The organism is Pseudomonas sp. NFACC32-1 (assembly GCF_900101215.1).
In the GTDB taxonomy this organism is placed as follows: domain Bacteria; phylum Pseudomonadota; class Gammaproteobacteria; order Pseudomonadales; family Pseudomonadaceae; genus Aquipseudomonas.
Genome location: NZ_FMUL01000005.1, coordinates 237,644 through 260,612, shown reverse-complemented (window position 1 = coordinate 260,612; position 22,969 = coordinate 237,644). Strand labels below are relative to the sequence as shown.

Genomic DNA, 22,969 nt, shown 5'->3' with positions numbered 1-22,969 from the left:
ATGCCGCCACGGCACCCAGAATAGATCGCCTCTGTTCACAGCCTAGCGAGGTTCATTATGTATACCGCCATCGGATATGCCGCCCAATCGCCCACCACTCCCCTCGCCCCGATGAAATTCCAGCGCCGTAGCCCGCAGGCTGACGACGTGGCCATCGACATCCTCTACTGTGGCGTCTGCCACTCCGATATCCACCAGGCCCGCAATGAATGGGGCATCGCCGTCTACCCACTGATGCCCGGTCATGAGATCGTAGGCAAAGTTACCGCGGTCGGTGCGAATGTGACCCGCTATAAGGTCGGTGACCTGGTGGGCGTTGGCTGCATGGTCGACTCCTGCCGCGAATGCGAGGCCTGTCGCGCCGACCTGGAACAATACTGCTACCAGGGCATGACGCAGACCTACGCCAGCCCGGATCGCATCAGCGGCGGCCACACCATGGGGGGATACTCCAACAGCATCGTGGTCAGCGAGCATTTCGTGCTGCGCATACCGCAGACACTCGACCCGGCCGCTGCCGCGCCGATCCTCTGCGCCGGCATCACCACCTACTCGCCCCTCAAGCACCACGGTGTGAAGGCCGGCGACAAGGTCGGCGTGCTGGGCATGGGTGGGCTGGGCCATATGGGCATCAAGTTCGCCAAGGCCATGGGTGCGGAAGTGACCCTGTTCACCCGCTCGGCCGGCAAGGCTGAAGAGGCCCGTCGCCAGGGCGCCGACCATGTGATCGTATCCACCGACCCTGCGCAGATGGCCGCTGCCGCCGGACGCTTCAACTTCCTGCTGGACACCATTCCGGTACAGCACGACCTCAACCCCTACCTCGACACGTTGCGTTTCGACGGCGTGCACATCCTGGTAGGCCTGGTGGAACCGATCGATCCGCCGGTCCATGCCGCGAAACTGATCATGGGTCGTCGCGTCCTGGCCGGCTCGTTGATCGGCGGCATCGCAGAGACCCAGGAAGTGCTGGACTTCTGCGCCGAACACAACATCAGCTGCGACATCGAAATGCTCGACATCCGCCAGATCAACGAGGCCTACAGCCGCATGATCGCCGGTGACGTGAAGTACCGCTTCGTCATCGACATGGCGACGCTCAAGGCCTGATTTTCCTCAGACCTTGGCGCCCAGCTCCGCCGACAGCCGGGCTGTGACCCCTTTGACCAGGGGAATCAGCTCGGCCATTTTTTCCAATGGCATGTACGGCACGGTGCTGGCGATGCTGATACCGGCGACAATACGCTTGCCGGCGTCGCGAATCGGTGCCGCCACACAACGAATCGACGGTTCGTTGTCCTCCAGGTCGAACGCGTAGCCCCCCGCCACGTACTCCCGCATCCGCTGCTGGAACTGCTCCCAGGATTGCTCCTGATGCTGCGGCCAGAACTGATTTTTTCCTACTGCCGGCAAGCTGATTTCATACAAGCGCTGCCATTGCTCCTCAGTGTCGTCCAGCATCAGCGCCTTGCCGATCCCCGTACGCGCCAACGGCATGCGATGCCCCACCCGCGAGCGCATCTCCGGACCATTGCGTCCCGGATTCTTCAGCAGGTACAAGACCTCGTCGCCCTCGCGAATCGCCAGGTGCACGGTGTCACCGGTCAACGCCGACAGCTCGTCCAGATACGGTCCCGCCAGGCTCACCAGGGGCAATTCTTCCCGAGCCTGGAAACCCAGCTCGATCAGTTTCGGTCCCAGCAGATAACCCACCTGCGGCACCACTCGCAGGTACCGCTCGTCCACCAGGCAACTGGCCAGGCGATGGGTCGTGCTGCGGGTGGTACCGATCAGCCGGGCGATTTCCTTCAGATCCCGGGCGCCACTGGCAACCGCATGGACCACACCCAGGCCGCGCAGCAGGGTTTGCGTGCCAGTAGGCGCGGCGTCCTTGGTGATTTTTGGATCGTCTTGCTGCATATCCGGCCTTCGACTGTGAGCGGGGAACGGGCGGCATTATGGTCGCCCGCCCCGTCGGACTACAACTCGATGCGCTCGACCTTCCCCACCAGCAGGATGTAGGACAGCGCGCCAGCCAGGGCCAGGACAGAGATATAGGTGATGGCCGGGGCAAACGAATCGCCGCTGGCGAGGAAGCCAATGACGATCGGCGTCGCGATGGCCGCCAGGTTACCGATGAAGTTGAACACCCCTCCGGTCAACCCGAGCAATCGCGCCGGCGCCAGGGTGGAAACCAGCGACCAGGTGATCGACGCCAGGCCATTGCCGAAGAATGCCAGGGCCAGGAACGCGATCACCAGCGGCGTCGACTCGACAAAGTTGGCGCCGATGATCGAAGTGGAAATCAGCAACCCACCGATGATCGGCAACTTGCGTGCGAATCCTACCGTGGCGCCGCGACGAATCAGCCAGTCGGAGAAGAAACCGGAGCACAGCACGCCGACAAATGCCGCAAGGAACGGCAACGACGCCAGTAGGCCGGACTTGATGAAATCCATGCCACGGTATTTCACCAGGTAAGTGGGGAACCAGGTGAGGAAAAACCACAGCGTGGAGTTGAGGCAGAACTGCCCCAGGTAAATGCCCCACAACTTGCGTTGGGTCAGGACGATCCCCAGGTCGGCCCAGCTGAATTTCGCCTTCACTCGGGCAGTTTCGGCCTGGATATCCACCAACCCGCCGCCTTCGCGAATCAGCTCGATCTCTGCGGCGTTGGCGCCTTTGAAGTCACGTGGTTCGCGATACACCGCGTACCAGATCACCGCCCAGAGAACCCCCACCGCGCCGGTCACCACGAACACCATGTGCCAGCCGAACGTGTGCTGCAGCCAGGCCAGTACCGGCGTCAGGAATGCCAGGCCGACGAACTGTCCGGAGGTATAGAAACCGATGGCCGTGGCCCGCTCGCGCTCAGGGAACCAGGTAGTGACGACACGACTGTTGATCGGATAGGCCGGCGCTTCCAGGGCGCCGACGGCCATGCGCAGCACGAACAAGGCGATGAAGCTGGCGGCGAACCCCAGCATGACCGTGGCCACCGACCATAGCAGCAGCGCGACGCTGTAGAGAATGCGCGGCGGCACCCGGTCCACCAGCCAGCCACCCGGGATCTGCATGGCGGCGTAGGTCCAGCCGAACGCCGAGAAGATCAGCCCGACATGGATCGGGTCGATGCCCAGGTCACTGGTCAGTGCGGGGGCGGCAATGGACAGGTTGCTGCGGTCCAGATAGTTGATCACCACCGTGATGAACAGCAGGACCATAATGAAAAAACGCTTGCGGCTGGGCGTCACCAACGACGCTTGCGCGCTCAGGGTGTGCGCTTGCATGTGAGGTGCCTCTTTTTTATGTTTATTGAGGAAACGGGCGTATCGAAGAAGATCTCTCTGCTTGCGAAGATCAAATTGTGGGAGCGAGCCTGCTCGCGATGAGGGCGTGTCAGTTGGTACATGTGTAACTGATACATCGCCATCGCGAGCAAGCTCGCTCCCACAGGGTCAGGCCTGACTTACCATTCGGCGAAACTGCCGTCGGCATGACGCCAGATCGGATTGCGCCAGCGATGGCCGATGGCCGCACGCTCGATCACGTATTCCTCGTTGATCTCGATACCCAGGCCCGGGCCATTGGGGATTTTCACGAAGCCTTTCTCGTAGTCGAACACCCGCGGATCCTTGATGTAGTCCAGCAGGTCGTTGCTCTCGTTGTAGTGGATACCCAGGCTCTGTTCCTGGATGAACGCGTTGTAGCAGGCCGCATCCAGTTGCAGGCACGCCGCCAGGGCGATGGGGCCCAGCGGGCAGTGCAGCGCCAGCGCCACGTCGTAGGCTTCGGCCATGTTGGCGATCTTGCGGGTTTCGGTGATGCCGCCGGCATGGGAGGCATCCGGCTGGATGATGTCCACGTAGCCTTCGCTGAGTACCCTCTTGAAATCCCAGCGGGAAAACAGCCGCTCGCCCAAGGCGATCGGCGTGCTGGTCAGCGGCGCCAGTTCCTTCAACGCTTCGTAGTTTTCGCTGAGCACCGGCTCCTCGATGAACATCAGCTTGTAGGGGTCGAGTTCCTTCATCAGCACCTTGGCCATGGGCTTGTGGACCCGACCGTGGAAATCCACGCCGATGCCGACGTTCGGCCCCACCGCGTCCCGCACCGCCGCGACGTTGGCGAGGGCCAGGTCGACCTTTTCGAACGTGTCGAGAAACTGCAGTTCTTCGGTGCCATTCATCTTCACTGCGGTGAACCCCCGCCCCACGGCCTCCTTGGCGGCGCGTGCGGTGTCCGCCGGCCGGTCGCCGCCGATCCATGAATAGACGCGGATCTTGTCGCGCACCTGGCCGCCCAGCAGATCGCTGACCGACACGCCCAGGGCCTTGCCCTTGATATCCCACAACGCCTGGTCGATACCGGCCAGGGCACTCATGTGCACCGCTCCGCCCCGGTAGAAGCCGCCGCGATAGAGCACGGTCCAGATGTCTTCGATATTGCGTGGGTCCTTGCCGATCAGGTAGTCGGACAATTCCTCGACGGCAGCCGCCACCGTGTGGGCGCGCCCCTCGACCACGGGCTCGCCCCAACCAGTGACGCCTTCGTCGGTTTCGACCTTGAGGAAGCACCAGCGCGGCGGAACGATAAACGTGGTCAATTTGGTGATTTTCATCGTGTTGTCTCTCTTGTCGGATGCAGCGCACGGAGCGCCGGAAAAATCTTCAGTTCAAGGCTTTCCACGCGGCCACGTATGCCTTGGCGCGCACCGCCACCTCATCGGCCGTCAGGCCTGGCTTGAACAGACCGGAGCCGAGGCCGAAGCCCTTCACGCCCGCCTCGACGAACGGCGTCATGTTGTCGGGTGTGATTCCCCCCACTGGCACCAGCACGGTCCCGGCCGGCAATACCGCGAGCCAGGCCTTGACCACCGCCGGGCCCATTTGCTCGGCGGGAAACATCTTCAATACATGGGCGCCTTCGGCCAACGCGGCAAACGCCTCGGTCGGGGTGGCGACCCCGGGCGACAGGTACAGCCCCGCCGCTTTCGCCGCCCGCAGCACCTTCGGATCGCTGTGAGGCATGACGATCACCTGGCCGCCAGCGGCTTTCACCTGGGCCACCTGCTCCGGTGTGAGCACCGTACCGGCACCGATCAGGCAATCGGCGGGCAAGGTACTGCGCAGGATGCGAATACTTTCGTACGGTTCGGGGGAGTTGAGCGGCACTTCGATGACTCGGAATCCGGCCTCGTACAGGACGTGGCCGATGGCTGTCGCTTCCTGGGGACGCAGACCGCGCAGAATCGCGATCAACCCGTTTTGCGCCAGGGCTTGTGTGAGCATTGTCAGACCTCCAGTCAGGTTCAGCGGCCAAGCAGCCCGGCCGCCACGGCCAACTGCCACAAACCACGTTCGGTGGCCTGTTCGGCCAGGGTCACCCGGGCGAAACCGCAGGCGTCGAGGGCCCGTTGGTAACGGGCACAGAGTTGGGAATTGCCAATCAGCACCACCGCCGGCAGATGGACGCTGTTGCGGCGTTGGCGTTGCACGGCGGCCAGTGCCGTCAGTTCGTGGCCGATCAACAGGCCGGACAGGTAGTCCGCCTGGGCACCGGCGGCAAGTTCGCCGGTCAGGCCCAGGCTGCGGGCACTGAACACGGTGGATAACGGGCCGGCCTGGCCATCCGTCGACAAGGCCACGTGCACGCCCCGGTCAAAGGCCTGAGCGTCGAAAGCCACGCCTCGTTGCTGGGTACGGCCGAGAATGCTGTGGTCGCTGAGCACGGCGAAGATCTCGCCGGTCATGAAGGTGTCGAAGTGCACGATGCAGCTGTCAGCCACCTCCACCCATTTGGAGTGGCTGCCAGGCAGGCCGATCAGCACGGCTTCGTTCGGCAGGCTGTGCAAGGCGCCCAGCACCTGGGTCTCTTCGCCGCGCATGACATTGGGCAGTCGCGAACGCTGGATCACCCCCGGCACGATGTGTACATCGACACCACGCAGGCTGCGGATGGTTTGCAGGGAGTGCCCAAGCTGGGCGACATCGGCTGGCGTGTCGCAGTAAGGTGCCTCACGCCAGCCCTGGGCGCTGCCGACCATGCCGCAGGCGATCACGGGCAGGCCTGGTTGCGCGTCGAGCCAGTCGCCGCAGGCCTCGTCGAACGCCAGTTCGAAACCGTCCGTGCAGGCCAGCCCGGCCACCGTTCGCGGCCCGGCAGGCAATTGCATGATTCCCGAGGATAGCGAGCGCTGTTCGAGCACCTCGCCTCCGTCGGCGAGTTTGTATGCCCGTAATGAGGTGGTCCCCCAATCGAGCGCGATCAATTGCGCCTGCATCCGCTTCACCTGTTCTGTTTTTTGGCAGTGAGTGAACGGACTATAAACCCGGGCGCAGCAATATCTCAATATATAAATATTGATCCCATATATAGGGACGAAGTTTGATTAAAGCCCATCGCTATCCGCCAACGACCCTGCTAAGTTTCCTGATCGGATGCCTCAGCCACTCAGGGAAAACGATTATGGGCCAACTGCTGAAAATCCTCGGTCGCACCTCCTCGATCAATGTCAGAAAAGTGCTGTGGACCTGTCAGGAACTTGAGATCCCCTACGACCGTGAAGATTGGGGCATCGGTTTCAACTCCACCCACGACCCTGCATTCCTGGCCCTGAACCCCAACGCCCAGGTGCCGGTGATCATCGACGAGAACGGCGTGCTCTGGGAATCGAACACCATCTGCCGCTACCTGGCAGGCAAGCAAGGGCGCGATGACCTGCTGCCTGCCGAACCTGCCGCCCGGTCACGAATCGAGCAATGGATGGATTGGCAGGCGACGGAACTCAACCCGTCATGGGGTTATGCATTCCATGCCCTGGTACGCAAGAACCCGGATTTCCAGGACCCGCAGCGCATCGCTGCCGGTATCAAAGGGTGGAACGAGAAGATGGGGCTGCTTGAACAGCAGTTGAACCGCACCGGCGCCTACGTGGCCGGCAAGGACTTTTCCCTCGCGGACGTGCTCATCGGGCTGTCGGTGCACCGCTGGCGCCAGACGCCCATGGAACGCCCGGACTACCCGGCAGTGGCCGCCTATTGCAAGCGACTGGAACAGCGACCGGGGTTTGCCGAATACGCAGGCGACACCTATTGCTGAGGCGTTCAATTGCCTTGGGCGAAGTCCCGCAGCACCTTGCCGTCCATTCGGTAGCGCACCCATTCCTCCTGGGGTTGCGCGCCGAGGGACTTGTAGAACTCGATGGCCGGCGTGTTCCATTCCAGCACGCTCCACTCGAAGCGACCGCAGTCGTTGTCGCAGGCGATCTTTGCCAGGTGGCGCAGCAAGGTCTTGCCCGCACCGCCGCCGCGCTGTTCAGGCGTGATGTACAAGTCTTCCAGGTACAGGCAATTGCTGCCCAGCCAGGTCGAATAGCTGAAGAAAAACACCGCGAAACCGATCGGCACACCGTCGCGCAGGCAGATCAGCCCGTGGGCGGTCGCGCCTTCGCTGAACAGGCTGCGCTCGATGTCGGCGACGCTGGCGATGACTTCGTGGCGGGCTTTTTCGTAGTCGGCCAACTCGGTGATGAAGGCAAGGATTTGAGGCGCATCGCTGGGTTGCGCGGGACGGATCTCGATCGACATGAACGGCCCTTGTAGCCAATGGAAAGCGCCATACTAAGCCGCTACGCAGCGCTCGTCACACCTCAATGATCCCGCCCTTCAAAACGCCATTCGTCGCCCATACGGCACCAACGCCTATCCCGGGCAGCCCAAGATCAGGCAAGTATCCGAAAAATGGAGGCGACACCATGATCACTGCAAGGCTGACTGCATTCACATTTGCCGCATTGCTTTCCTCGGTGGCCCTGGCGGCTTCCACCTCCGGAACCGGCCCCACCGACCCGGTACAAGCACCCAACTCACCGGCGACCCAGGGCCTGCCCAAGTTGAACACCGACGGCACAGGCGGCACCTTGAACAACGGCCAGCCTCCGGCCACCGGGACCGATCCACGCGTGCAGGGCAACGACACCGGGCGCCAGGGTGGCTTGAACACCCCCGACACCAACACCCCCGACAACGCCGAGACCGGCGTGGGTTCCAAGACCACCACCGGGGGATCGGGCTCGGAAGGTGGCGCCGCCAGCCAATAACCGCTGAGCGACAGATGAGGAGGAATTGGCATGCCTCGTGGAAGCAAAGACAAGTACACCGACAAGCAGAAACGCAAGGCCGAACACATCGAAGAGAGCTATGAGCAAAAAGGTGTGTCCGAAGGCCAGGCCGAGGCGCGGGCCTGGGCAACGGTGAACAAGCAGTCCGGCGGCGGCGAACGCTCCGGCGGGTCGGGCAAGAAAAAACCCGCCGAGCAGAAGAAAACCGACCGCAAGGAATCGGCCCGACGCGCCGCCAAGACCCGCGAAGGACATCCGCGTACCAGCAAGGCCTCCCATGAGGCCCAGACCGTGGATAGCCTGATGAAGGAGGCCCGGGCGAAGAACATTCCCGGCCGATCGAAGATGCGCAAGGAGGAGCTGATCCAAGCGCTGCGCAAGGCCGGCTAGTAAGCGGCAACACGCCATCGCGAGCCGGCTCGCGATGGCGTTGGGTCAACTGACGATGAGGTCGAGCCACCCTTTTCCCAGGCTCTACGAAAAGCCTTTGATACTCATCCATGCAGCGTTGAAAACGGCCTCGCCATGCTCATGTACTCCAGCACTCTGCGCTTGCTCGGCTGTTCTCCCGTTGCCTGACCTTTGTCTCAAGACTCTTCGTACGGAGCCTGGCAAACCTCAGCGTTGCTTCATCCGGTCGATGACCACCGCCAACAGCAGGATCGAGCCACGGATGACGTACTGGTAGAACGTGTCGATGTTCTTCAGGTTCATCGCGTTCTCGATGATCGCCAGGATCAGTACCCCGGCGATGACGTGGCGAATCATGCCGATGCCACCGCTCAACGACACCCCACCCAGGACGCAGGCGGAGATCACCGTGAGCTCGAACCCCTGGCCGATCATCGGTTGGCCGGAAGTCATGCGCGACGCCAGGATCACTCCCGCCAGCGCACCGATCACGCCATGCACGGCGAAGATGATGATCTTGGTGCGGTCGACATTGACCCCCGCCAGCAAGGCCGCCTCCTGGTTGCCACCGATGGCCATGGTGTTGCGCCCATAGGTGGTGTAGTTCAGCAGCCAGCCGAAGAACAGGAAGCAGACGATGGTGATCAGGATCGGTACCGGAACGCCGAACAGTTGGCCGTTGCCGTACACGAAGAACGCTTCCTGGGACACACCCACCGCCTTGCCATTGGCAAAGATGTAGGCCAGGCCCCGGACGATCTGCATGGTCGCCAAGGTAGTGATCAACGCATTGACCCGCAGCTTGGCGATGACGATACCGTTGATGAGGCCGACGATCAGCCCCATCACCAACGCCGCGCCGATGCCCAGGAAAACGCTGTTGGTGTCACGCATCACCACCGCCGCCACCACGCCGGCGCAGGCGATCACCGAGCCGACCGACAGGTCGAAGTGCCCGGACGCCAGGCAATACAGCATGGTGCACGCGGCGATGCCCGTGGTGGAAATCGCCAGGCCCAAGCCCCGCATGTTCAGCGGAGACAGGAAGTTGTCGATCATCAGGGTGCAGAGCACGAAGATCCCGATGGCCGCCAGCAGCATGACCCAGTCGTCCAGGAAACGCCGCAGGTCCAGGGGTTTGCGTGCCGTCGGCAGTGCATTGTTTTGAATGGTCATGATTACCTCTCAGTTCGCCGCGTCGGCAACGCGTTGGCGTGGCAGCGCCAGTTGCAGCAGGTTGGATTCATTGGCCTGGTCACGGGGCAGTTCGCCACGCAAGGTCCCTTCGCAGAGCACCAGGATTCGGTCGGAAATACCCATCACTTCCATCAGGTCGCTGGACACCACGATCACGGCGATGCCATCGGCCGCCAGGTTGTGGATGATCTGGTAGATCTCGGCCTTGGCCCCGATATCGATGCCACGTGTCGGCTCGTCCAGCAGTAGCACCTTCATCGGCATCGACAGCCAGCGACCGAGGATCGCCTTCTGCTGATTGCCACCGGACAGGTACATGATTTTCTGCCCGGCTGTCGGCGTCTTCACTTTCAGCGCCTTGATCTGCTTGTCGGCATTGCCTCGTTCCCAATCGCCCCGCAGCAGGCAGCCGAGGGTGGAATGGGACGCACGGGCGCTGATGTTGATGTTCTCGCCCACGCTGCCCAACGGAATGATGCCTTCCTTCTTGCGGTCTTCCGGACAGAGCAGCACGCCGGCGGCGATGGCATCCCTTGGAGAACGCAATTTCAAGTCGTGGCCGTGCAGGACAAGGCTCCCCTCGCTCTGGCGTTCGAGGCCGCTGAGCAAACGCAGCAACTCGGTACGACCGGCGCCGACCAACCCGAACAGGCCGAGGATCTCGCCCTGGTGCACCTGGAAACTCACCGGCTCGCGCAGGCCCGGCCCCAGCAGCTCCTTCACTTGCAGCGCCACGTCACCCCGCTCCCGCGGGCGGTAGTCATAGATGTCCTGGATATCGCGACCGACCATGCAAGTCACCAACTGGTCATGGGTCAACTCGCTCATGTCCTCGAAGGTACGCACGTAGCGACCGTCCTTGAACACCGTCACCGCGTCACAGATACGGAACACTTCTTCCATGCGGTGGCTGACGTACAGCACCACTTTGCCCTCGTCCCGCAGGCGCCCTATGATCGTCATCAAACGATCGATTTCCCGAGCCGAAAGGCTGCTGGTGGGCTCGTCGAACGCAATGACATGGGCGCCCCGGGACAAGGCCTTGGCGATCTCCACCAGTTGCCGCTGGCCGAGAGACAGGCGACCGACTTTCTCCAGCGGATCGATTTCATCGGCCAGGCCCTTGAGCAACGATAGCGCCTGCTGGCGCAGCACGCTGCGATTGACCAGGCCGAAACGGGCCGGCAGGTGCCCCAGGAACAGGTTTTCCGCCACGGTCATTTCCGGCACCAAGTGCAATTCCTGGTGGATCACCGCCACACCGCTGGCGATGCTGTCGGCGGTGCATTTGAACGCCATCGTCTGCTCGCCGATCTGCAACTCGCCACTGCTGGGAATGTAGGCGCCACCGAGAATCTTCAATAACGTGGACTTGCCCGCGCCGTTCTCGCCCATCAAGGCATGGACCTGCCCCGGATGGGCAACGAAACTGATATTGGCCAGCGCCTGCACGCCAGGAAAGGCCTTGCCGATCCCATTGAACCGCAGGCTGGCGCCGGTGTTGTGTTGTTGTGTCGCTGTCTGCGCTTGCATAACCACCTCGAACTCACAGAGATCAAGCGGCGCCGTCGAGGTCCTGTCCGAAGCTGGGGACAGGACACCTGCGCCGCTTTTGAATCAACCGGCCATCAATTCCACAGGCCGATCTTTTCCAGCTCCTGCTTGAAGTTCTCCCGAGTGATCAGCGTCACCTCATCCATGGCGGTGTACTTCGGTGGCTCCTTGCCGGTGGTGACCCACTCGAACATCATCTCGGCGGTCTTGTAGCCTTCGATGTGCGGGCTTGGCAGCATCGAGCCGAAGAAGCCGCTCTCCGGTTTCTTCAATTCGCCGATGGCGTCGGTACCGTTGATGCCGATCCCGATCACGTTGGCGGCCTTGAATCCGGCGGCTTCGGTAGCGCGTACGCCACCCAGCACCGTGTTGTCGTTCATGCCACCGATGATCAGGTTCTTCGCGGCGCTGGGCAGTTTCACCAGCGCGGAGTTGGTGGAGTCCATGCTGCCGGGTACGTCGAGGGTCTTGAGGGCCGAGAAGAGGATGTGGTCCTCGGGCATGCCGGCTTTCTTCAGGGCATCGACCGAACCGTCGGTGCGTTTCTTGCCAGTGTCCAGTTCGTTGTAGGTGTTGATCACCGCGTAGGTGTCTTTCCAGTCCCACCCGCGTTTCTTCGCTTCGGCGGCCATGGCGGCGCCCTGCTTCTGGCCCACTTCGAATGCGGCCATGCCCAGGTACGGCACATCCTCCATGAACTTGCCGTTGGCATCGACGAAACGGTCATCCACCGCGATGACTTTCAGATCGTTGAGCTTGGCCTTGGCCATGATCGCCGGACCCAGGGACACGTCCGGCGGGCAGATGACGAAGCCCTTGGCACCATTGGCGGCAAGACTGTCGATGGCCGAGAGGGTCTTCTCGCCGTCAGGCACGGCGATCTTGATCACTTTGAAGCCTCGGTCCTTGCCGGCCTTCTCGGCGAACGCCCATTCGGTCTGGAACCAGGGCTCCTCGGCCTGCTTGACCAGGAAGCCGATTTTCACTTCTTCAGCGGCCAGCAGGTTGCTGCCGAAAGTGAACGCGGTAACGGCCAGGGCGGCGCGACACAGGGAACGAATCCCACGACGATGATTCATAGCTGACTCCTTGTTTTTTTTATTGAAAGCCAAGGCCTCGGTTCTGCTCCCCTACGGGGTGGTGCTGCGCAGGCCGGGCCGTCAAATCGTGTTGCTACAGCATAGATCCAAATAGTCATATCGTATGATGATTGGATGACAGACAGCATAACCACCTGCCCACCCGGACATTCAGTCGTGATACATGACCGAACGTCCACCATCGAGGGTGATGCATGAAGCGTTGATGAAAGGTGCTTCGTCGCTGGCCAGGAACACGGCTGTCATTGCCACTTCGATCGGCTGGCCGATGCGCCGGGGCGGATGCAAGTCCATCGCCCGCTGGCGTTCGGCATGGGGGTCGGCAAAGCCGTTCCAGTAATCGACGTTCAGTTGGGTCTCGATATAACCTGGTGCGATGGCATTGACACGTATGCCCTTGGGCGCATATTCGATGCCCAGGGCGCGGGTCAGGCCGAGCAAGCCGTGCTTGGCCACCGGGTAAGGAAAACAGCCGGGAATGATGTGGGACGAGTGGGTCGAAGCGATGTTGATGATGCTGCCCACGCCCTGTTCCAGCATCTGCGGCAACACCGCCTTGCAGCCATACCAGGCGCCGTCCAGGTCGATGGCGAAACAGCGACGCCAGTCTTCTTCGCTCATCTGCAGTGGATCGCGGAACACATTGACGCCAGCGCAATTCACCAGCACATCGATGCGTCCGTGCAGTTCCACGGCGCGGCGTGCCATGGCGTGCAGGTCATGCTGTTTCGCCACATCGACTTTCAATGCTTGCACATCCGCCCCGCGCTCCCGCCACTGAGCGGCGACCTGCTCGACCTTTTCGCCCTGGATATCGCTGATCACCAACCGCGCCTGCTGCGAAGCGAACGCGGCGACGATCGCCTCGCCGATCCCTTGGGCGGCACCGGTCAACAGCACCACCTTGTTCTTCAATCGCTCGCCCTTGGGTGGCTCGGGCACCGGTGGCAAGCAAAGCGGTTGGGCCATCGCTCAGGCCCCCCGGTTCGAAGGCGTGCCAAAGGCCGGGCATCCAGGGATGACCGGCCTTTGGCATTGCTGGAACGGAGAGTCGCTTGTGCCACCGAGGCACGCGAGGGCAGATCGTTGCATCACTTCACCTGTGTTGTTTTTTTAGTGTGAGTGCATGTTGCTGATGGAACCGACTATAAACCCGACCGCCGAACAATCTCAATATATATATTTACATCCCATATTTTGGGATTTAACCCGCAAACCGTGTACACGGTATACCCGGTACATCCACCCGCATGGACAGCACTGCACCGTCCAGCGGATGACCCAGCGGGCTTGCCGCACTGGTGATGTACAGGGTCTTGAGGTCTTCCCCGCCAAATACGCAACTGGTCGGGCGGCTGACCGGCAGCTCGATGACCCGGTCGATATGTCCCTCCGGACTCAACCGCAACAGGCAACTGCCGTCCCAGCGCGCGTTCCAGATATAGCCGCGGGCGTCCATCGCCGAACCGTCGGGACCGCCCCGCGAGTGAGGACCGAACCAGACCTCGGCCGGCGCCAGGCTGCCATCGGGGTAGATGAAATGTCGGTACAGCGTGCCATCGAGGCTTTCGCCGAAATACACCGTGGTACCGTCGGGGCTCCATAGCAGGGTGTTGGGAATGCCCAGCCCCCGCAGCAACGGCATGACCCGGCCATCGCCCCCCACCCGGAACAGGCCACCCGAGCGGCGCTCGATGGGCAGGTCTTCGCCGTCTTCACCGATGTTGTTCTGCATCGTGCCGAGCCAGAGCCGGCCCAGCGCGTCACAACGAGCTTCGTTGGCCCGGTTGCCCGGCTGGGGATCGGCCATGCACAGCAACGTCAGCCGAGGTTCCAGCCCTGGCGACTCCAGGTCGAGACGGTAGACGCCGCTGCTCAGCGTCACCAGGGCATCACCTCTCTGGGTCGGGATGAAGGCGGATACGTGCTCGGGCATCTGCCAGATCTGCACATTGGCGCCGATCAAGCGCAAGGCCTGCCTGCCCGCGATATCGACCCAGTAGAGCGCCTGGGTCGGCTCGTCCCAGAAAGGGCCCTCGCCCAGTTTCGCCCTATGTTCCGTCACAGCCTTCCACATCACTGAATCCTCCTGTTTCCGGCTTGCCCGGCGGTGTCGGTACGACCGGCCATCACATCAGGGTAAAACCGCTTGATGGCCAGGTCGGCATTGTCGATCAAGGTCATGCAGGCCCAGACGCCACGCGCCGCATCACGAGCGGCGATGGCTTCGGCGATGTCCTTGTGGATAGGCAAGGTGCGGCGCAGTTCGTCCGGGTCGGCAGCCGACACCTCGAACGACACCGCCAGCAACGCACCCAGGGCCGGGATCATTTGTTCGATGAATTGATTATGACTGGCGGCGAGGATGCACTCATGGAAAAACTGGTCGGCCAGATTGTAGTCCGCGCCGCTGTCCACGGCCCGCTCCAGTGCATGGTAGGCCAGACGGATGGCCTCTACCTGTTCGGCGGTCGCCCGCTCGCAGGCCCACCGCACCGCCATGGGCTCGATGGTCCGGCGCAGGTCCAGCAAGTCGTCCACAAAGTTCTCCGGCAGGCCGCTGCGCGACAGCCAGCCGACCACCTGTGGATCGAAGAGGTTCCAGCGCCGCACCGGCAATACCCGCGTACCGACTTTCGGCCCGACCTCCAGCATGCCCTTGGCCACCAGGGTCTTGATCGCCTCACGAATGACCGTACGGCTGACACCCAATTGCTCGCCCAGGTCCGCCTCGACCTTGATGGTCTGCCCAGGCTTGACCTGGCCGGCGGCGATCCAGCCCCCCAGCCAATCGACGGTCGATGCATGATAACTGCTGGACATGAACACCCCATGAGCACTCTCGATGGAGGCTCACGCTAATCATCATATGATTGGGTGTCAATTTGAATTTCGGTTGGCCTCACAACGGGGGCCGGAGCTTCCTACCGGATCTACGGTTCCAGGCCGATGGGAAAGAACTCACCGCCGCTCCAGACGCCCAGCCATCGCTGGCCGTCGATTTCGCGGCTCACCCCCAGCTCGACCAGTTGGTAGAAGACATTGCGATGGATCAGCGCTTCCAGGTTGCTGCGCACATGAACGTAAGGCGCGGGCTCCTGGGTGTGGGGATCGATCACCACCCGTATCGGATGTTCGAGGCCGGCCTCGGTGGTTTCGTCGACATGGGTCGTGAAGCGTAGCAACTGCCCTTCCCCCTCGCCTTCGACCTCGAGGGTCACGGCCACGAACGGCGCATCGTCGACCTGGATGCCGACTTTTTCCACGGGGGTGATCAGGAAGTAGTCATCGCCGTCACGGCGGATGATGGTGGAAAACAGCTTGACCATCGGCTTTCGCCCGATGGGCGTCCCCAGGTAATACCAGGTACCGTCCCGGGCGATGCGCATGTCGATGTCGCCGCAGAAGTCGGGGTTCCACAGGTGGACCGGTGGCAGGCCTCTGGTCTTGGGGATCTGCCCCAGCAAGTCATTGGCTTTTTGCGGTCCGCTCATGTCGACTCCTTGTGTTTACTGATCACTCATCCCCAGCAGGCTGCGGGCATATTCACGCAAGGGTGGGGCGATGAGGTCTTGTGGTTGTTTGTCGTGCAGTGTCAGCAAACCGCCACGACTCTTGATACGTGCAGTATCGATCAAATACTGGGTACTGGTCTCGATCAACATGATCTGGATCACGCTGGTGTCGACGCCCAGGCGGTCCACGGCTTCCTCGTCCAACCATTCGTCGGTGTTGCCGATGCGGTTGTCGGCCTTGGCGAACCGGGTATACAGCAGGTAATGGGCACCGGCGGCACGGGCTTCGCCCATGGCCTGGTCGAGGCCCTCAGGAACCCGGGCGCGCCGAACCATGGGGAAATATTCGATGAAACCGTTGAAGGCTTCCTCGGCCACGACATTGGGTCGCGGATAGGCGCTGCCCGGCGGAGCGAAGGCCCCTTGGGCAATATAGATAAAGGAATCGGGCTGGATACGCAGGTTATTCACACGACGGCTATCGCTGTGATCCAGCAGGCCGGCGTCGCTCATGTGATAACGCACGCCCTCCCCCATGTCGCTGACATTCATGCAGCCGCCAAGCACCAAGACGGCCAGCAGCAAAACCAGGCTACGCATCCTACCCTCCAGAGACCGGTGTCGGAAAACCGGCGAATGGCCGTTGGATGCAGCTTTTGCGCCAGTTCGATAGATGAGGGGGCCGTCATATTCCTGTTGCAAGGGGATTCATCCCCGATGGGGTGCGAGGCGCCCCTTGTAATGCAGTCAGTCCGATTCCCAGGGGTGACAGGGCCGAGGGCTGTTTCGCCCCCGACGGGGATAGATCCCCTCGCCACAAAGGCGGATCAGCCGCCGATGATCTTCATGATGGTGGCGCCACCGGAAAACGCTACTTCCTGCTTGTCTCCCAGGGCCTTGACCAGCAACCGCTGGATAGCCGGCAAGGCCTGGTGACGAGGTTTATCCAGCAGGTCGCCAATGAAGTGACGATTGCTCGACGACAGGCAGCCGTGCAACCAGCCCGTCGAGGACAACCGCAGCCGCGAGCAGGTACGGCAGAACGGCACGCTTTCGTTGGCGATCACCCCGAAGTGCCCCATGCCCGGAATCTCGTAACGTACCGCCGTGGCATCCACCGGCGCGTTGGCCTGGAGGTATTCGTACCGGTCGCCAATCAGGCTCAACAGCTGTTCGAGGCTGACGAACTGCTGCAGGAATGCATTGGAGTCGCTGGCCAGGTGGCCCATGCGCATCAACTCGATGAAACGCAGCTCGTAACCCCGCTCCAGGCAGTATTCGAGCAGCGGCATGACCTGGTCCAGGTTCTGTCCGCGCAACGGCACCATGTTGACCTTGATCTTCATGCCCGCCGCCCGGGCCTGGTCCATGCCGTCTAGCACGGTCGCCAGGTCGCCCCCTCGTGCGATCCCGCGAAACGCAGAAGGATCCAGGGTGTCGAGGGAAACGTTGATGCGACGGATTCCGGCGTCCACCAGCAAAGGCAGTTTCTTCGCCAACAATTGGCCGTTGGTGGTCAGGCTGATGTCTTCCAGCCCCATCTGCCCCACCGCCGTCATGAAACGCTCGAGTTTTGGGCTCACCAGCGGCTCGCCACCGGTGATGCGCAAACGCTCGATACCGGCGGCCTCGATCAGGTAAGCCACGCCTCGGGCCATCGCCTCGGCCGACAGCTCATCCTGTGCGGCGACCAGACGCTTGCCATCAGGTACGCAGTAGGTACAGGCGTAGTTGCAGGCGGAAGTCAGGCTGACTCGCAAATTGCGAAAACGCCTGCCCTGACGATCAACGATCATGGATCACTCCGGCGGAAGAAGAATCGGACTGGCAAAACTTGACCCAGAATTCAAGTTTTTGCAAGCCTCATGCCTGAGTATATTACTGGGGCACTGCGCCATGTAAGCAGCCATGGCGCAATCAGACAGGTGAATGTCAGCTGCTCGGGACGTCGGTATCGCGCTTGCGCTTGTTGCCCATGCGTACGCCGATGTCCATCAGGAACTGGAAGAAGCCTTCCTGATCTTCCAGCACGTTGCTCCAGAACGGCGAGTGATACAGCGCCACCGCGCCATGCACCAACGCCCAGGCAGCGCAGTAATGGAAATAGGGTGGCACGTCTTCAAGCTTGCCTTCGCTGATCCGGCCCTTGATCAACAAGGTCAGGCGATCGAAATTCGAGGCGCGGATCTTGTGCAGCTCCTCGACCATCTCCGGTACCTGGTTGCCCTTGACCACCTTCTCTTCCAGGCGATCGAACAAGCGATAACGTTGCGGATCGCGCATGCGGAATTCGAAGTAGGCCCGGGACAGGGCTTCCTTGTCCTTGTCCACATCGGCCGAATGCAGCAGTTCGTTCAAATCACGCTCGTAATCGAGCATCAGGCGCAGGTAGATCTCCGCCTTGGATTTGAAATGTTTATAAATCGTGCCTTTGCCGATACCCACGGCATCCGCAATCATCTCGACGGTGACGCTGTCTTCACCCTGATCGAGGAACAACTTGAGCGCGGTGTCGAGAATTTCCTGCTCGCGGCGACGAAACTCACGGACCTTACGAGGTTCTTTGTGCATAAGAGAAAGGTCTGAAGGGTCAAAATTCGAAGCCGGGTATTATGCCTAACTTACGCAAAAATGCACGGATCATCCGTTCCCGGCCTCAGTTCTTCACAAAATCGTATAGATCTGGCTCTTCTTCCCTTGCCCCACCACGCCCCGGAGGCAGGCATAGGCGACAATGAGAACTTATCCGAAGCGAGCGTATTCCAAATTTGTTTAAAAACCGCCCCGGGCAAACTGGACGCGTCCGCATACTGATCAATACTTGAACTGTCGGTGCGACATCTCCCCCAAGTGACGCGCCGATAAAGGTACCAAAGGACCGCGTGCCTTTGTTTTACTCCTAATGGTCTTAACCCGGATTCACCCCCCAGAACCCGGGTTTTTTTTGCTTGAAATTCAAGCCCGTGCCGAACGGACGTGGGCCAGCGGGAACAGCCGTTGGAAGTTCTCTGTCGTCTGGGCTGCAAAACGCTCGTAGGATTCGCCCCGCAACATCGCCAGAAACTCCGCCACTTCCCGTACGTATTGCGGCAGGTTCGGTTTGCCGCGGTACGGAATCGGCGCCAGGTAAGGCGAATCGGTTTCCACCAGCAAGCGGTCGGCCGGCACTTTGCTGGCCACATCGCGCAAGGCATCGGCGTTGCGGAACGTGACAATGCCCGACAGGGAAATGTAATAGCCCATGTCCAACGCAGCCCTGGCCATGTCCCAGTCCTCGGTGAAGCAGTGCAGCACGCCAGCCTGGGGCAACGCGGCCTCGCGCAACAAGGCCAGGGTATCGGCTCGGGCGCCCCGGGTATGGATGATCACCGGCTTTGCGGTTTGTCGAGCCGCTTCCAGGTGCAGTCGGAACGACGCCTGCTGGACTTCGGCGGCTTCGGGCTCATAGTGATAGTCCAGACCGGTTTCACCAATCGCCACCACCCGCGGATGATCGAGTTCGCGCAACAGCCAGTCCAGAGCCGGCGCGGCGTCGGGCTGGACATCGAGGGGATGGATGCCGACCGAACAATCGACATCTTCGTAGCGTTCGGCCAGGACCTTGACGTCGGCGGCATTGTCGGCGCTGACGCCGATGCACAGGAAGTGCCCGACGCCCCGCTGACGAGCCGCGTCCAGCGCAGCATCCAGGGAGCCGCCATGGGCGGCAAGATCGAGGCGGTCAAGGTGGCAATGGGAATCTACAAGCATAGGGAACCAGGTTACATCGTATGGGTGGGACGGTCGGATTTCAGGGTTCCGGCCAAGTGGGTTTCGATCTGGTTGCGGGCGGAGTTGTCGCCCTCGTTGAACTGCACGCCGACGCCGGCGGCGCGATTGCCCTGGGCGCCCTTGGGGGTCAGCCAGATCACCTTGCCGGCGACCGGGATCTTCTCCGGCTCCTCCATCAGGCTCAACAGCATGAACACTTCATCGCCCAGGCGATAATTCTTGTTGGTGGGAATGAACAGGCCACCATTTTTGATAAAAGGCATGTAGGCGGCGTAAAGCACCGATTTGTCCTTGATGGTCAGGGACAGGATGCCATTGCGTGGACCGGGACTGACAGGTTCGTTCATGCTGACCTCCGCTGCGATTGAGCTGAGTCTAGGCTCTGTATGAAAGTCTTGAGACGAAGGCCAGGCAAGGCGAGGCAGCTTTCAACGCTGCCTGAACGAGTATCAAGGCTTTTCGTACAGAGCAAGGAACATTCTCACCGGTTTTCCTTCAGTTGCAGCCTGTCAGTTTCGGCCCGGCAGGCTCGCCCATTGCACCAACAGGGCTTCGAGCAACAAGACCCGGTTGAGGTTCGCCTTGCTCAGCACCTTCTGACGTTGGGCAAGTATCCAGTCCTGAATGTTCAAGATTTTGTCCCGGCTGGTTTTCTGCGCCAGGTACTGGATCACCTTGCGCATGTCCGCCAGCCCCAGGCCAGACTCATCCTCGGTGAGCTGGTAGCGCAGGATCAGGTTCGACCAGTCGCAGAACCAGTCGAACAGCAACAACAGCGAGACAGCATTCCAGCCCTCGGCCAGCTGCGTGGGGGATTGCTGCTGCTTGAGCAGTTGTTTCACCCCTTCCACCACCAGGGCCCGCTGTTCACGCACACCCTGGGCCTGGAGGCTGACGGCGGCCAAGGGGGAACCGGCGGCCAGGGTCAGCAGCTCGCCCCGCTCTTGCTCGGTACTCTCCGGCAAGGCCTGGGCGAGCCATTGCATGCTCATTGCCTCGCTCGGCAACGGACACGCCTGCTGCACGCAACGGCTCTTGATGGTCGGCAGCAAGCGGCTCGGCTGATGGCTGACCAGCAACAGCACGGTGTCGCCCGAAGGCTCCTCCAGGCTCTTGAGCAAGGCGTTGGCCGCATTGATGTTCATTGATTCCACCGGCTCGATCAGCACCACCTTGCGCCCACCCAGTTGCGCGGTCTGGACTACAAAGCTGACCAGATCGCGGACCTGGTCGACCTTGATCGCCTTGTCCGCCTCTTCCGGCTCCAGCACATAGTTGTCGGGATGGCTCCCGGCCTTGAGCAACAGGCAGGACTTGCACTCACCGCATGCATTGGAGGGCCCGGGATGCTGGCACAGCAAGCTGGCCATCAGGCGCTCCGCCAGCGCCCGCTTGCCGATACCGGCCGGGCCATGCAGCAGATACGCGTGGGCATGTTGGGTACGTCCGGCCAATTGCTGCCAGAGACCGTCCTGCCAGGGATAGGCTTCAGCCACGGACACGCTCCAGCAGGCGCGGCAACAGATCATCCAGAGACCGCTGGACCTGCGCCAGGGGCTGCGCGGCATCGATCAGCAGGTAACGCGACGGATCGGCCTTGGCGCGGCTCAGGAACGCACTGCGCACAGCATTGAAGAACGCCGCGCCTTCCTGTTCGAAACGGTCCAGCCGCCCGCGGGCGCTGGCGCGAGCCAGGCCGACTTCCACGGGAAGGTCGAACACCAGCGTCAGGTCCGGGCGCAATTCACGCTGCACGAAGCTCTCCAGTGTAGCGATGCGCTCCAGGGACAATCCCCTGCCGCCCCCCTGGTAGGCATAGGTCGAATCGGTAAAGCGATCACAGAGCACCACGGCGCCACGAGCCAGGGCCGGACGAATCACCTCGGACAGGTGCTGTGCCCGGGCGGCAAACACCAGCAGCAACTCGGTGTCGGGATTCATGACCTCGTCCGCCGGTGTCAACAACACCTCGCGAATCCGCTCCGCCAGCGGCGTACCGCCAGGCTCGCGGGTCAATACCACCTCGACCCCCGCGGCCTGCAAGCGTTCGGCCAGGTATTCGCGGTTAGTGCTCTTGCCGGCGCCTTCAGGGCCTTCCAGCGTTATAAACAAGCCAGTCACGGGCGGTCCTTAATCAGAGTCATTGCGAGCCCGACGGCTCGCTGGCATTCGGTTCGGGAGCCGGCTGCTGTGCCGGGACCTGGGGCACGGCTTCGGGCGCCGTATCAGGCGATGCGGCGGGAATCGGCGCGGTGTCGTCCAGCGTAGCTGGCGCAGGACTGGAACGATAATCGGCACGTCGCTTGAGCTGGTACTCGCGCACCGCATTGTTGTGCGATTCCAGGCTGTCGGAGAAGACATGGCTGCCATCACCGCGAGCGACAAAGTAAAGGCTGCTTCCCGGCGCCGGATTCAGGGCCGCATGAATCGCCTCTCGTCCCACCATCGCGATTGGCGTCGGCGGCAGGCCCGGGACCATGTAGGTGTTGTATGGGTTTTCTTCTTTCAAATGGGCTCGGGTGAGCTTGCCGGTGTAGCGCTCGCCCAGGCCGTAGATAACCGTAGGGTCGGTCTGCAGCAACATGCCCATGCGCAGCCGACGCACGAACACACCGGCGATCTGCCCGCGCTCCTGTGGCACGCCGGTTTCCTTCTCCACCAGCGACGCCATGATCAGCGCCTGATAAGGCTGGGTGTAAGGGGCATCGGGGGAGCGTTCGGCCCACTCCCTGGCGAGCACTTCCTCGAGCCGGTTGTAGGCCTGGTTCAGCACGTCGGCGTCCGAGGTCCCGCGTACGAAACGATAGGTGTCGGGGAAAAACCGCCCCTCGGGAAAGACGCCGGAGTGGCCGAGCCGATCCATGACCTCGCTGTCGCTCAGGCCGGTCAGGGTCTGCTGGAGTTTTTCATCCTTGGCCAGCGCGGCACGGACCTGACGGAAATTCCAGCCCTCCACCAGCGTCACGCTGTACTGCACCACTTCCCCACGCTTCCACACGGCGATCAGGTCCTGCATCGTCATGCCCGGCACCATGCGGTACTCGCCGGCGTGCAGGGGTTGGCCGGCAAGGTTGAAACGCCAATACACCCGCAGCCAGAAAGCGTCCTTGATCAGACCTTCGGCCTCGAGACGCTTGAGGGTCCCGGTCGGGTTGGTCCCGCTGGGAATATCCAGCAGTTCTTCCTGGGTAATGTTCAACGGCTGCTGCAGCGCCGAATGAATCTTCCAGGCCGAAGCGCCCCACAACAGCCCTGCCAGAACCAGTCCGGTTTCCAGCAACAGCAAGAATTTACGTCTCACG

At 61.7% G+C, this 22,969-nt stretch carries 25 protein-coding genes; 4 read left to right on the top strand and 21 right to left on the bottom strand.

Going from position 1 to position 22,969, the window contains the following annotated elements; translation table 11 throughout:
* Positions 1 to 57: 57 nt before the first annotated feature.
* A complete protein-coding gene (locus BLP99_RS11095) occupies positions 58 to 1,110 on the top strand; it encodes an NAD(P)-dependent alcohol dehydrogenase (RefSeq protein ID WP_072393296.1) in 1,053 nt (350 codons plus the stop codon).
* A gap of 6 nt (positions 1,111 to 1,116) precedes the next feature.
* Here BLP99_RS11095 and BLP99_RS11090 read toward each other — a convergent pair whose 3' ends face one another.
* The 5 genes from BLP99_RS11090 to BLP99_RS11070 form a co-directional block, all read right to left on the bottom strand.
* Complete coding sequence (locus BLP99_RS11090) at positions 1,117 to 1,920, bottom strand: IclR family transcriptional regulator (RefSeq protein WP_072393299.1); 804 nt, start codon at positions 1,918 to 1,920, stop codon at positions 1,117 to 1,119.
* 59 nt (positions 1,921 to 1,979) lie between these two features.
* A complete protein-coding gene (locus BLP99_RS11085; protein ID WP_092180321.1) occupies positions 1,980 to 3,290 on the bottom strand; it encodes an MFS transporter in 1,311 nt (436 codons plus the stop codon).
* Between the two features lie 179 nt (positions 3,291 to 3,469).
* Positions 3,470 to 4,618: a galactonate dehydratase gene (gene dgoD, locus BLP99_RS11080; RefSeq protein WP_072393306.1), complete on the bottom strand. Its 1,149-nt coding sequence runs from the start codon at positions 4,616 to 4,618 to the stop codon at positions 3,470 to 3,472.
* A 49-nt stretch (positions 4,619 to 4,667) separates the two neighbouring features.
* Entirely contained in the window at positions 4,668 to 5,288 is a 621-nt protein-coding gene (locus BLP99_RS11075; protein WP_072459184.1) for a 2-dehydro-3-deoxy-6-phosphogalactonate aldolase, read from the bottom strand.
* Positions 5,289 to 5,308: 20 nt separating this feature from the next.
* Positions 5,309 to 6,280: a 2-dehydro-3-deoxygalactonokinase gene (locus tag BLP99_RS11070; protein WP_092180319.1), complete on the bottom strand. Its 972-nt coding sequence runs from the start codon at positions 6,278 to 6,280 to the stop codon at positions 5,309 to 5,311.
* Between the two features lie 185 nt (positions 6,281 to 6,465).
* Here BLP99_RS11070 and BLP99_RS11065 point away from each other — a divergent pair, with 185 nt between their 5' ends.
* Entirely contained in the window at positions 6,466 to 7,098 is a 633-nt protein-coding gene (locus tag BLP99_RS11065; protein ID WP_072393315.1) for a glutathione S-transferase family protein, read from the top strand.
* A 5-nt stretch (positions 7,099 to 7,103) separates the two neighbouring features.
* Here BLP99_RS11065 and BLP99_RS11060 read toward each other — a convergent pair whose 3' ends face one another.
* The gene (locus tag BLP99_RS11060; RefSeq protein WP_072393318.1) at positions 7,104 to 7,586 is read right to left on the bottom strand and encodes a GNAT family N-acetyltransferase; all 483 of its coding nucleotides are present in this window, start codon (positions 7,584 to 7,586) and stop codon (positions 7,104 to 7,106) included.
* A 167-nt stretch (positions 7,587 to 7,753) separates the two neighbouring features.
* Here BLP99_RS11060 and BLP99_RS11055 point away from each other — a divergent pair, with 167 nt between their 5' ends.
* Both BLP99_RS11055 and BLP99_RS11050 read left to right on the top strand, forming a co-directional pair.
* Positions 7,754 to 8,098 carry a hypothetical protein gene (locus BLP99_RS11055; protein ID WP_072393321.1) on the top strand — a complete coding sequence of 115 codons (345 nt, stop codon included), beginning with the start codon at positions 7,754 to 7,756 and terminating at the stop codon, positions 8,096 to 8,098.
* 30 nt (positions 8,099 to 8,128) lie between these two features.
* Positions 8,129 to 8,509, top strand: coding sequence for a Rho termination factor N-terminal domain-containing protein (locus tag BLP99_RS11050; protein WP_072393324.1), 381 nt, complete (start codon positions 8,129 to 8,131; stop codon positions 8,507 to 8,509).
* A gap of 228 nt (positions 8,510 to 8,737) precedes the next feature.
* Here the strand turns inward: BLP99_RS11050 and araH are convergent, their stop codons facing one another.
* The 15 genes from araH to mltG form a co-directional block, all read right to left on the bottom strand.
* Positions 8,738 to 9,706 carry an L-arabinose ABC transporter permease AraH gene (araH, locus tag BLP99_RS11045; RefSeq protein WP_072393328.1) on the bottom strand — a complete coding sequence of 323 codons (969 nt, stop codon included), beginning with the start codon at positions 9,704 to 9,706 and terminating at the stop codon, positions 8,738 to 8,740.
* A 9-nt stretch (positions 9,707 to 9,715) separates the two neighbouring features.
* Entirely contained in the window at positions 9,716 to 11,260 is a 1,545-nt protein-coding gene (araG, locus tag BLP99_RS11040) for an L-arabinose ABC transporter ATP-binding protein AraG (protein ID WP_072431816.1), read from the bottom strand.
* A 95-nt stretch (positions 11,261 to 11,355) separates the two neighbouring features.
* Complete coding sequence (locus tag BLP99_RS11035; protein WP_072393334.1) at positions 11,356 to 12,360, bottom strand: substrate-binding domain-containing protein; 1,005 nt, start codon at positions 12,358 to 12,360, stop codon at positions 11,356 to 11,358.
* A gap of 171 nt (positions 12,361 to 12,531) precedes the next feature.
* Positions 12,532 to 13,350, bottom strand: coding sequence for an SDR family oxidoreductase (locus tag BLP99_RS11030; protein WP_072393337.1), 819 nt, complete (start codon positions 13,348 to 13,350; stop codon positions 12,532 to 12,534).
* A 235-nt stretch (positions 13,351 to 13,585) separates the two neighbouring features.
* Complete coding sequence (locus BLP99_RS11025; RefSeq protein ID WP_072393340.1) at positions 13,586 to 14,461, bottom strand: SMP-30/gluconolactonase/LRE family protein; 876 nt, start codon at positions 14,459 to 14,461, stop codon at positions 13,586 to 13,588.
* On the bottom strand, positions 14,458 to 15,204 hold the full coding sequence (locus BLP99_RS11020) for a FadR/GntR family transcriptional regulator (protein WP_072393343.1): 747 nt from the start codon (positions 15,202 to 15,204) through the stop codon (positions 14,458 to 14,460). Before BLP99_RS11020 ends, BLP99_RS11025 begins: the two co-directional genes overlap by 4 nt.
* 110 nt (positions 15,205 to 15,314) lie before the next feature.
* The gene (locus tag BLP99_RS11015; RefSeq protein WP_092180317.1) at positions 15,315 to 15,875 is read right to left on the bottom strand and encodes a DUF1285 domain-containing protein; all 561 of its coding nucleotides are present in this window, start codon (positions 15,873 to 15,875) and stop codon (positions 15,315 to 15,317) included.
* A 15-nt stretch (positions 15,876 to 15,890) separates the two neighbouring features.
* Positions 15,891 to 16,496 carry a DUF4823 domain-containing protein gene (locus BLP99_RS11010; RefSeq protein WP_072393349.1) on the bottom strand — a complete coding sequence of 202 codons (606 nt, stop codon included), beginning with the start codon at positions 16,494 to 16,496 and terminating at the stop codon, positions 15,891 to 15,893.
* A gap of 227 nt (positions 16,497 to 16,723) precedes the next feature.
* Complete coding sequence (locus BLP99_RS11005; protein WP_072431813.1) at positions 16,724 to 17,692, bottom strand: GTP 3',8-cyclase MoaA; 969 nt, start codon at positions 17,690 to 17,692, stop codon at positions 16,724 to 16,726.
* Between the two features lie 136 nt (positions 17,693 to 17,828).
* The gene (locus tag BLP99_RS11000) at positions 17,829 to 18,467 is read right to left on the bottom strand and encodes a TetR/AcrR family transcriptional regulator (RefSeq protein WP_072393355.1); all 639 of its coding nucleotides are present in this window, start codon (positions 18,465 to 18,467) and stop codon (positions 17,829 to 17,831) included.
* A gap of 384 nt (positions 18,468 to 18,851) precedes the next feature.
* Positions 18,852 to 19,646, bottom strand: coding sequence for a TatD family hydrolase (locus tag BLP99_RS10995; RefSeq protein ID WP_072393358.1), 795 nt, complete (start codon positions 19,644 to 19,646; stop codon positions 18,852 to 18,854).
* A gap of 11 nt (positions 19,647 to 19,657) precedes the next feature.
* A complete protein-coding gene (locus BLP99_RS10990; RefSeq protein ID WP_072393361.1) occupies positions 19,658 to 20,014 on the bottom strand; it encodes a PilZ domain-containing protein in 357 nt (118 codons plus the stop codon).
* A gap of 162 nt (positions 20,015 to 20,176) precedes the next feature.
* A complete protein-coding gene (locus tag BLP99_RS10985; RefSeq protein ID WP_072393364.1) occupies positions 20,177 to 21,163 on the bottom strand; it encodes a DNA polymerase III subunit delta' in 987 nt (328 codons plus the stop codon).
* Entirely contained in the window at positions 21,156 to 21,788 is a 633-nt protein-coding gene (gene tmk / locus BLP99_RS10980) for a dTMP kinase (RefSeq protein ID WP_072393367.1), read from the bottom strand. The genes BLP99_RS10985 and tmk overlap by 8 nt, the downstream gene beginning before the upstream one ends.
* Before the next feature lie 19 nt (positions 21,789 to 21,807).
* Positions 21,808 to 22,968: an endolytic transglycosylase MltG gene (mltG, locus tag BLP99_RS10975; RefSeq protein WP_072393370.1), complete on the bottom strand. Its 1,161-nt coding sequence runs from the start codon at positions 22,966 to 22,968 to the stop codon at positions 21,808 to 21,810.
* Position 22,969: the final 1 nt, after the last annotated feature.